A 10,561-nucleotide genomic window follows, 5' to 3' on the forward strand; every position below is an offset into this window, starting at 1 on the left:
CAACGACGCCCCGGTGGTGGCGGATCAGTCCTTTGAGATGGAAGAGACCGCTGAGAGTGGAACGTATGTCGGAACCGTCGCGGCTGACGATCCCAACACGAGCGATACGCTGCGGTATTCGATCATCAGCGGGAATACGGGCAACGCCTTCGCCATCGACTCCGCCACCGGCCGGATCACGGTCGGCGAAAGCGGCTTGAGTTCTGCGGCACAGGACCGCTTCGAGCTTGTCGTACAGGTTGAGGATGACTATGGCCTCTCGGACCAGGCCACGGTGACGATCGCGGTCGCCGAGGTCAACGAGCGGCCCTACGGCACGTCCGACTCGTACACCACGTCGCAGGACGGCGCGCTGACGGTCACGGGCGGCGTGCTGAACAACGACGGCGACGCCGACGGCGATGCCCTGACGGCTGTGCTGGTCGAAGGGCCAAGCCACGGCGCGCTGACGCTCAACGCCGACGGATCCTTCACGTACACGCCGGATGAAGGCTTCTACGGCGCCGACGGCTTTGCGTACAGCGTCGACGACGGCGAAACGACGTCCGATCCGATCGCGGTTACGATCGAGGTCGCGAAGGCCGAAGAGCCGCAAAAACCGGAAGAACCGGAGGAACCGCAGGAGCCGGCCGAAACGACGGTCAACGAAGAGCCGAGCCCACAGCCGGCCTATTCGCCGGCCGATACGCCGACCAGCGGCAATGAGCCCATTGCCCCGAACACCCCGGCGCCGGCCGCTCCTCAGCCGGAACCGCTCGGCGATATCGACTCTCCGCTGCCGCCGGCGCCCGTCGAAGTCGCCGACGATGTCTTCGATGACGAGGAGATGACCAACCCGAGCTCGGCGATCCCCTCCGACGGCGACGGCGCGACAGCGGGAGAAGACTCACCGTCGGAAAACGGTTCGGGTTCAGAGAGCGAGCAGGCCGTCGATCAGCAGCCTCAGGAAGCCGCCGGACAAGGCGTCTCTGAAGCACGGAACGGCGAGGCGCCCGAAATCGCGCCGGCCGGAAGCCTCAGCGAAACCGCGACCGCCGACACCGCCCCGCCCGCACAGAACGCTCCGGCGCCCCAGAGCGACAGCGATCCTGCGGTCATCGTGGAAAGCCCGGCCCTGCAGGAGGCGATCAGCCGGATGGAATCGCAGATGGACTCCGAACTGGCCCTGGCCCAGGACCGCGAGGCGATCCAGGTGGGCGCGGTAACCGGCGTGAGTCTGCTGCTGTCGGCGGGGTACGTGACCTGGTGCCTTCGCGCGGCGTCGCTGCTGACCAGCCTGCTGGCCACCACGCCCCTGTGGCGGTGGTTCGATCCCGTGCCGATCCTGGACAACTGGAGCAACAAGAACGTCCTTCCCGCCAACCGTCCGGCCGCCGGACCAAGAGACGGAGAGGACGACAGCGAAGACAAACTGCGGCGCCTGGTGGACTAGCCGTACCGCGGTCCGACCGGGTGTGACGCGTTGAACAGAGGACAACGGATATGAGACGCCTCACGGCAACAAGTCGACTGACCATCGGGCTGGTGAGCCTGACGATCAGCCTCGTCCTGGGAGCTGAATTCCTCGGCCTGATCCCGGACCATTCCAGGGCCGCCCTCGATAGCAGGAAACAGCTCTGCGAGTCCCTGGCCGTCTGCTGCGCCCTGGCCATGCAGACCGGAGACAATCGCGCGATCCAAGCCGCCATGGATGAACTCGTCCAGCGCAGCTCCGAGGTCGTTTCCGTCGGCCTGCGGAGCTCAGCCGGCGAGCTCCTGGACGAATCCGGCGACCACCGCCGACACTGGCAAACCATGTCCGGCGACAGATCGACCGCGGAGCAGGTCCAGGTGCCCCTCTTCCGCGACAAGCAGCGGTGGGGAACCCTCGAAATCCGTTTCACGCCCCTGGCGGGAACCGGCGTGTTGGGCATTCTGGGCCGTCCCATCATCCGACTCGCCCTTTTCATCGCCGTCGCGGGTTCCATTCTCTTTTTCGTGTACCTCAGGCGAACGCTCCAGCACCTCGATCCCTCATCGGTCATTCCCGACCGCGTCAAGGCCATGCTCGACACCCTGGCCGAAGGGGTCCTGGTGCTCGACGAAAAGGAGCGGATCGTACTGGCCAACGAGGCTTTTGAGCGGCACGTGGGCGAACCGTCAGCCGCCCTGCAGGGGCGGCAGGCGTCGCGGCTGGGCTGGAGCGACGCGGGACTCGAATCGTCCGTCCAGACGCTTCCCTGGCTCCACGTCCTGACGACGGGCGCCGCCTGCACCGGAACCCAGCTCCATTTCTCCGGAAAACCCGGCGATCGGAAATTCGCGGTCAACGCCGCCCCCATCCTGGGCGAGGACGGAAAGCAGCGGGGCGTCCTGGTGACCTTCGACGACATGACGCACATCGAGGAGAAGAACGCCCAGCTTCGCCAGACAATGGCCCTGCTCAGGGAATCGCGGGACAAGGTGGCCCGACAGAACACCGAACTCAGCGCCGCCAAACAGGCCGCCGAATCAGCCAACCAGGCCAAGAGCGCGTTCCTGGCCAACATGAGCCACGAGATCCGCACGCCCATGACCGCCATCCTCGGCTTCGCCGACGTCCTGAGGGAGGCGCAGGGCGACCAGGAGAAGCGCACGGAGTGGATCGACGCCATTCGACGCAACGGCGAGCACCTTCTGACGGTGATCAACGACCTGCTCGATCTCTCGAAGATCGAAGCGGGCAAGATGCAGGTGGAACTGATCGACACCAATCCGGCCCGCATCGTCGAGGACGTCCGGTCGCTGCTCGACGTGAGGGCCAGGGACAAGGGCATCGCTCTGGAAATGGAGTTCCACGGACCGGTTCCCGAAACGATCCGCTGCGATCCGACGCGGCTGCGGCAGATCCTGGTCAACCTGGCCGGCAACGCCATCAAGTTCACCGACAAGGGCGGCGTGACGATCGCCGCGGCGGTGGAAGGGCCGACCGCGGAGGACCGGGCGGTGCTGCGGTTCGACGTGAAGGATACCGGCCTGGGCATGACTCCGGAACAGTTGGATCGGCTGTTTAAGCCGTTCAGCCAGGCCGATCAGTCGACGACCCGCAAGTACGGAGGCACCGGATTGGGCCTCGTCATCTCGCGGCAATTGGCCCGCCTGCTGGGAGGCGACGTGACCGTCGCCAGCGAGCCCAAACGCGGAAGCACGTTCACCGTCCGGATCGACGCCGGAACCTACTCCGAACTCCGGATGGTCGACGCCGGCAGCGCGATCGACGCCGCCAGCGCCGAAGCGCCGGCGGCCTCATCGAGCCTGCGGTGGTCCGGACGCGTGCTCCTGGCTGAAGACGGCCCCGACAACCAGATGCTGATTTCGCTGCTGCTCCGCCGAGTGGGCCTCGAAGTGGACATCGTGGGAACCGGGGCCGACGCCGTGGCCCGCGCCGGCAACGCCTGGGAGGCTGGACGGCCGTACGACCTGATCCTGATGGATCTGATGATGCCCGAACTGGACGGCAACGACGCCGTGGCCCAACTGCGGGCCCGCGGCTATGAGATGCCCGTGATCGCCTTGACCGCCCACGCCATGGCCGGGATCCGCGAGCAATGCATCGCCGACGGCTTCAACGACTACGTGAGCAAACCCATCAACCGGGATGCGCTCTTTACGACGATAGGCCGGTACCTCCAGCCGCTGGAAGAACAGCCGGTCGCCGCCGACGGTGCAGCGGTCGAACGCCCGCCCGACGCCGTCGAAGCCGAAGCGGCAACTCCCGCCGACGAACCGGCGGCAGGCAACGTCGTGGACATCGCCGGCATGATCGATCTGGTGGACGGCGATGTCACCTTCGTGCGGGAACTGATTGAAACGTTCATCGCCAACGAAACGAAGCTGATGGAAGAACTTCGACGGGCCGTCGCCGATTCGGACGCCGAATCGCTGGCCCGCTCCGCCCACGCCCTCAAGGGCTCCCTGGGCGCGCTGCGGGCCTGGCCGGCCTTCGAGGTCGCACGCGAAATGGAGGAACTGGGCCTCTGCGGCGATGCGGTCGAGGCGACGGCCACACTGACGAACCTGGAGAACGAGCGCCAGCGGCTTCTGGCGGCTCTGACCTCAGCCATGGAAGGCGACGTGCTCGCCACCAACGGGTGACGGATCGCCAGCCATCGAGCGGCGCCGCGGCGCGCCCCTCATTCCCCCGCGCCGGAGAATCCCAGCTCACGGTCAAGCCAATCGTCGGCGGCAAGGACGGCTTGACGCTGACGCCGCGCCAGACGTTCAGCCCGACGCTGGGCGCCATCGAACAGCCGTCCCGCCAACGCGGAAACCACTTCCTCTCCCGCCCCGCCGTACCGCCTTCGCAGCATCATCGACGTGCGGGGCGCGTAACGGCACACCAGCTCATCCTCGAGGCTGGCCATCGTCTCGGCGCTTCCCGGATCGCCCTGGCGGGCGCAGCGGCCGAAAAGCTGCCGGTCGATCCGGCGGGCCTCATGCCGCTCCGTCGCCAGAACGTGCAGCCCGCCCAGCTCGCCGACCCCTCGACCCAGCTTGATGTCCGTGCCGCGACCGGCCATGTTCGTCGCCACCGTGATCCGGCCCCGCTGACCCGCCTCAGCCACGATCCGCGCCTCCTCGGCGTGGTACCGGGCGTTGAGAACCTGATGGGGCAAACCCCCCGCCTCCAGCAGCCGGCTCAGGTGTTCGCTGGCCGCGACGCTTCGGGTTCCGACCAGAATGGGCCGGCCCGTCTGATGCACCGCCCGAACCCGCTCGACCACCGCGCGGAACTTCGCCTCTTCCGTCCTGAAGATGCGGTCCGTCAGCCGCTCGCGAATGCACGGGCGATGCGTCGGAACCGGCACGACGGGCAGCCGGTACACCTGCCAGAACTCCCGCCAGGCCTCCGCCGCCGTTCCCGTCATCCCGCAAAGCACCTTGTACGATCGGAAGAACCGCTGAAAACTCATGCGGGCAAGCGTCTCCTTCGGCGGCTCGATCGCCAGCGACTCCTTGGCCTGGATCGCCTGATGCAGCCCGTCACGCCACTGGCGGTCCGGCATCAGCCGACCGGTGAACTCATCGACGATGACCACCTTCCCGCCGTCGACCATGTACTGCCTGCCCGGCAAATAAAACTCCCTCGCCGTCAACGCCTGGACGATCAGTTCCTCGCGCCGGCGCGCCCCCCGCCAGAACGCCCCAAGCGCCGTCGCCAGGGCGGCCAACCGCTGCTTGCCGTACTCGGTCAGGCCGATCTCCCGACGACGGCGATCGACCCGATAGTCCCGGCCCGCGACCAGTTGGTCCGTCAGGCCCGACGCCTGACCAAACGCCTGGACCTGATCGGGATTCGGCGAGTCGCCGCAGAGAATGAGCGGCGTGACGGCTTCGTCGATCAGCAGGCAGTCGGCCTCATCGACGATGGCATAGTGCAGGCCGCGCTGGACCACCCGATCCATCACGCTCCCGCCGCCGGGCTTCTTGGCCAACAGAATCGCCCCGAGCTCCTGCCGGCGCCCCAGCACCAGCCGGTCCCGCAGATAGTCCGCCGCCACTTCCTTGTTCGTGCAATACGTGATATCGGCGTCGTAGGCCTTGCGCCGCTCGTCGGGCGGCATGCCGTTCTCGATGTGCGCGACTCTCAGACCGCAAAACCGATAGACCGCCGCCATCCACTCCGCGTCGCGCCGGGCCAGATAGTCGTTGGCCGTCACCACGTGGCACCCGCGCCCGCGCCAACCCATCAGCGTCGCCGCCAGCGCCGCCGTCAGCGTCTTGCCTTCCCCCGTGGCCATCTCGACGATGCAGCGGGACGCCAAAGCCAACCCGCCGGCCAACTGGACCGGAAACGGACGCTGCCCCATCTGACGCCAAGCCGCCTCGCGGACCACCGCGACCGCCTCGTATTGGTCCTCCTTCGTCTCGCGACCCAGACGGAAACGCTCGCGAAGCACCTCCGCCCGGGCCCGAAGGCCGGCGTCGGATATCCCAGCCAACCGCCGCTCCCACGCCAGCACCGAGTCCGCCTGACGGAGAAACCGCTTCGTCCGCGGCATGGCCCGATCCACCGCCCCGGCCACCGCGTGCCAGACCGCGTCCAACCCTTGCGGCATATCGTCGCGCGAAGGTGGATCGGCAAGCATTCGCCATGTAGCGCCCGGTATGGCTGTCACGTTAGACGTGGAACCTCCGCTGGAACAACTGAAGCAACGACCGCCAACCCTGAACCATCAACGGCTCAGCCGGCATCTCGAAACGAACCACGACCCGCTGCCCGCTCAGCAGACGCACGTCCGAGTCCGCGTCGGGGCGGATGCGGATCTCAAAAAACCGCTCCGCCGACTGAATCCCCTCGCCGCCGTCGGGCAACGTCTCGACCGATCCTCCCGCACCATATCCCAAAGCCGCCGATGGAAGCTCCTGCCTGCCCGCCGGCAGTACCGCGTCGATCGTGCCCCGCAACTGCCGATCCGGCGCGCCTTTGACCCGGATATCGACCAGCCCGTTCGCCTCCGCTGCAATCCGCGCCGCCATGTGCTGCCCAGCCACCACCCGTATCAAGAGCCCCTCGTCGCCGATCACCGTGCCAACCCTGTCGCCACGGCGCAGAAACCCCCCCTGGAGGCGATCGACGTCCGGACAGACCCACGCGCCCGGCAGTTCCGACTTCAGGGCCAGACAGGACAACTGGCCTTCCACCCGTCGTATCTTGTCATCGAGCGCCCGAAGCCGCTGGCAGAGCACCTGCGCCGTCCCGGGATCCTCGGTCAAAGCGATCCGCCGCTCAGCCGTGGCTCCATCCCGCTGCGCCAGCAGGGCCTTCCGCTCGGCTGCGAGCTCGACGTTGGTCGACTCCACCAACACCTGATCGCCCGCGCCGACCGTCGAACCCGAAGCCAGATAGTCTCGAACAAACCCATCCGCCGCAGCGTAGACGACCGCCATCCGCACCGGCTCAGCCACGCCTTCGGCCCGCGCACGCTGCGGCATCGGGATCAGCGCTCCCGCAGCCAGAACAGTCACAAGAACCGCCAGCGTCGATCCGACCGCCCAACCTCTGACCCGCGATACCTCGCCGCCGACCAGAAGGTAGTGAGCCAGACGGCCCAGCGGAACGCCCACCCACGCCACGACCGCGCCGGCGGCCAGCAATGAACCAAGGACAAACAGCTTGTCCGCGACGAACAGCACGATCGCCACGCAGACAAACGCGCGATAGACCACCGAAAGCGACGCATAGGCGCACAGCCACGCCGCCTCGCGACGGCTCCGCGCCGGGTTGTGCGCGTGCAGCACCTTCCACCCGTATCGCTTGACGAGGTACCGCACGCACTCGGTCGACCGCTGAGCCAGGTTCGGAATCTCCAGCAGGTCCGACAGCATGTAGTACGCGTCGTACCGCAACAGCGGATTGCCGTTGAACAGCAGCGACGACACGCCCGCGACGAACATCAGGTTGTAGCAGACCGCGTGCAGACCCGTTCCCTGCGCCGTATGGGCCCACACGACGGCGGCAACCGCCGCCGCCGCCAGCTCCACCATCATGCCCGCCGCGCCCACGACCACGCGATGCCACCGGCTGCGAAGCGTCCAGGCGTTGGACACGTCCACGTACGGAATGGGCGTGAACACCAAAATCATCACCCCCATCGTGTGTATCTCGTCGTTGGCGCCGGTGTCGCCGGCGAACCTCTTGCACACAAAGGCGTGCCCGAACTCGTGAAGCACCTTGAGCCCGATAAAACACAGATACAGCAGCGGCAGGTTCTCCGGATCCAGCACCTCCGACGCCTGACCGGCCACTGCCTCCGCCCGGCCCGCGACGCAACACAAACCGATCGCCACCAGCCCGATCCACACCGCCGCGCCCCAACGCGAAAACATCCGGCCGAACACCGCCGTCCACCGGTCCAGAAACGCGTTCGGATCCACAAGCGGCAATCGGACAAACAGGAAATTCATCAGCAGGCCGCCGACCTCCCGCCGCTTCTCAGCCTGCTGGCGCCGCAAAACGCCTTCCACGTCCGGCGACAGATCCGAATGCAGCAGGTTCTCCCTGTAGAGCTGCGCCAAAATCTGAATCGCCTCGCCCTGCGTCGGCGCCTCGTCGCCCAACTGCTCGCTGCAAATCCGCCACGCGTCACCCACCGTCCGCCGTCCGTCAAGCAGCGCCACAAACCGGTAGCCCGCCTCGCTCAGGCGAGAAAACCGGTCGCCGGACTGCTCGTGGACCACGTGCCACAGCCGCCCGCGCGAACGCTGGCGGTAGGTCCGGGCCGTTGACTTCAACCGCGGCGCCGAATCCGCCACGCGATACCACGATTCGCTGAACGTCGGACGATCCACGGTCATGACCATCCCTGCATCTACAGCCACAGTTTCATGCGAAGCCAGTCGGCCAGGTCGTGCGTCCAGAGCCAGAGGCAACGCCGCCGGCCCGCCGTGATCTTCGCCAATCCTTCCATCCCCGGACGCATCCAGTCGGGCCGTGCGTCCAGTTGTCCGCGCACCTTGAACACGTTCTTGCCGTTGACCACCTCCGCGACCGGATTGATCGATGTCACGACAAACGCAATCCGCTGCTCCGGATACGAAACCGCCGCCAGTTCGCCCCGCTGGCCCGCGCCCACGTCCGCGATCCGCTCTTCCGGCACCGCCATCTCGACGTACAGCGAATCCAACGCGGCGATCTCAAACAGCACGTCGCCCGTCTGCACCGGCGCGCCGAGATGACGCTTCATGTCGCCCGTAATCACCGAACCGCTCAGCGGAGCGACGATCCGGGCCTGACTGACCCGGTACTCCAGCACGTCGATCATGGCCTCGCACCGGGCGGCCTGCGCCTGGGCGATCTGCGCCTCAGCCGTCTTGTCGTCCCGCATCGCGCGATCCGCCTCCCTCAGATACCGCAGCCGCTCGGCGCGGGCGCCGGCCAGTTCCAGATGGACTTCCGCCGTATCCAACGTCGCCAGCACCGTCCGACCCGCGGTCACCGCGTCGCCCGGCGAGACGAACACCTCGTTAAGGTACCCGTCGAACGGCGCCGGCACGACCCGCTGCCCCGTCGCCTTCGTCACCAGCGGAGCCTCCACCCGATACTCCCCCCTGGCCAACAGCAAAAACAGCACCGCGACCACGCCCACCCCCGCCGCGACCTTCCTGCCCGTATGCTCCGGATAGCCCAGCCGCGCCGCGGTCGCCCGCACGCCCGCCGCCGCCCTGGCGCCGATCCAACGATCCTGTTCGTAAAGGGTCATCAGGTGCGGCGCGCACAACTCGCAGACCAGCCGCAGCGTCTCGATCTCCGCCAGATCGAACGGCCGCTCCGACGGCCGCTCGAGAGTCACCACAGCCGCCGACCGACCGTCCCGCCGCAGCGGCACACTCAGCACCGTCGCCGTCCCATGGCTCTTCGCCAACGCGCACGCCGACCGATTCACGCAGGTCGCGCCCGGATCGCACGGATAGAGAACCTCCTGGTCCTGATCCAGGCATTCCTCCATCGCCGATTCGATGGCCTGTGCCAGCTTCGTCTTCCGGCTGAACCGTTCCGTGTGGCTGATCGCCCGCAGCTCGACGTACGCCCCCTTCAAAACCCCCAGACTCACCCGCTCGCACGCAAACTCCGAAGCCGCCTCGTTGCACATGACCATCGCCGACGCGTCAAACCGTCTCGGCCGGTGCACCGCCGACAAAAGAAGCATCGCCTTCTGCAGCCGTTGCGAATGGACCTGACGCGCGCGAACCGACAGGCGCGCCTCGTACAGACCCAGCAGGCCCGCGGTCAGTTCCAGTTGTTCGCAGCGGACCGACAAACTCGCCGGATCGTCCGCTTCGACCGGAAACACCGCCAGCCCTTGCGCGCCGCCCAACGGACGAAGCGGAACGATCAGAAGATACCCTTCCGTGGACTGGCCATCGGCGCCGTCCAAAGCGGGCAGCGGCCTGACCGCGACCCGCCGGGCCGCCAGAACGTCCCGCGACAGGATCAACGATCCGTCCAACCACGACGGCCTGGCCGACTCATTTGCCGGCCCCGGATAAACGCCAATGACCTCCGCCGCGCCCTGCCGCACCCGCAGCATCGCCCCCTCACACGCACCCGCCAGCCGACACTGGCCCTCCAGAAGCCGGGCCAGAAACTGCTCCGGCGGCCCTTCGAAACGGGCCAGCTCGTCGATCAGCTCGCTCGCCACCGACCCCGGCCAGGCCCAAGCATGCGTCATCGTCTCAGCGTATATCGTGCCCAAAACCGCTCGCTCCTTTCCGGCGACAACCGCTATCGGTCCTGCCGCGCCGGCTGAGTCTGCGTCACCGGAAAATCAACCCACACGTGCTCGCCCGCCGGCCGAAGCTCGGAATTCGGCAACTCCACCCGCACCGCCAGCGTGTCGCTGCCCGCGTCGGCGACCGCCGCAACGTGGACGATCCGACCTTCCGCCGTCTCCGTCGAATCGCCAAACCGGACCTGCGCAACCCCGGACAGCCTCAGGCCTCGCGCCCGCCAGAGCGGAACCGGCACGTCGATCCACAGCGGGTCGATCACCACCACCCGGACCACCGCCTCCAGTTCATCCACCGACTCCCCCGGCTCGGG

At 67.3% G+C, this 10,561-nt stretch carries 6 protein-coding genes; 2 read left to right on the forward strand and 4 right to left on the reverse strand.

Going from position 1 to position 10,561, the window contains the following annotated elements:
- Positions 1–1,432 (forward strand): cadherin-like domain-containing protein (locus GXY33_08515; protein NLX05172.1); only part of this gene is annotated, 1,432 nt, incomplete at its 5' end.
- A gap of 50 nt (positions 1,433–1,482) precedes the next feature.
- Positions 1,483–4,113 carry a response regulator gene (locus GXY33_08520; GenBank protein ID NLX05173.1) on the forward strand — a complete coding sequence of 877 codons (2,631 nt, stop codon included), beginning with the start codon at positions 1,483–1,485 and terminating at the stop codon, positions 4,111–4,113.
- Positions 4,114–4,151: 38 nt separating this feature from the next.
- On the opposite strand, the gene GXY33_08525 is transcribed toward GXY33_08520, so the two are convergent.
- The 4 genes from GXY33_08525 to GXY33_08540 form a co-directional block, all read right to left on the reverse strand.
- Positions 4,152–6,077 (reverse strand): prepilin peptidase, encoded by a 1,926-nt coding sequence (locus GXY33_08525; GenBank protein NLX05174.1) that lies wholly within the window; start codon positions 6,075–6,077, stop codon positions 4,152–4,154.
- Between the two features lie 61 nt (positions 6,078–6,138).
- Positions 6,139–8,316, reverse strand: a complete 2,178-nt coding sequence (locus tag GXY33_08530) for a hypothetical protein (GenBank protein NLX05175.1) — start codon at positions 8,314–8,316, stop codon at positions 6,139–6,141.
- A 14-nt stretch (positions 8,317–8,330) separates the two neighbouring features.
- Positions 8,331–10,214, reverse strand: coding sequence for an HlyD family efflux transporter periplasmic adaptor subunit (locus GXY33_08535; GenBank protein NLX05176.1), 1,884 nt, complete (start codon positions 10,212–10,214; stop codon positions 8,331–8,333).
- Between the two features lie 29 nt (positions 10,215–10,243).
- The coding region (locus GXY33_08540; protein ID NLX05177.1) for an efflux RND transporter periplasmic adaptor subunit at positions 10,244–10,561 on the reverse strand (318 nt) is incomplete at its 5' end.

Source organism: Phycisphaerae bacterium (genome assembly GCA_012729815.1).
GTDB lineage: Bacteria > Planctomycetota > Phycisphaerae > JAAYCJ01 > JAAYCJ01 > JAAYCJ01.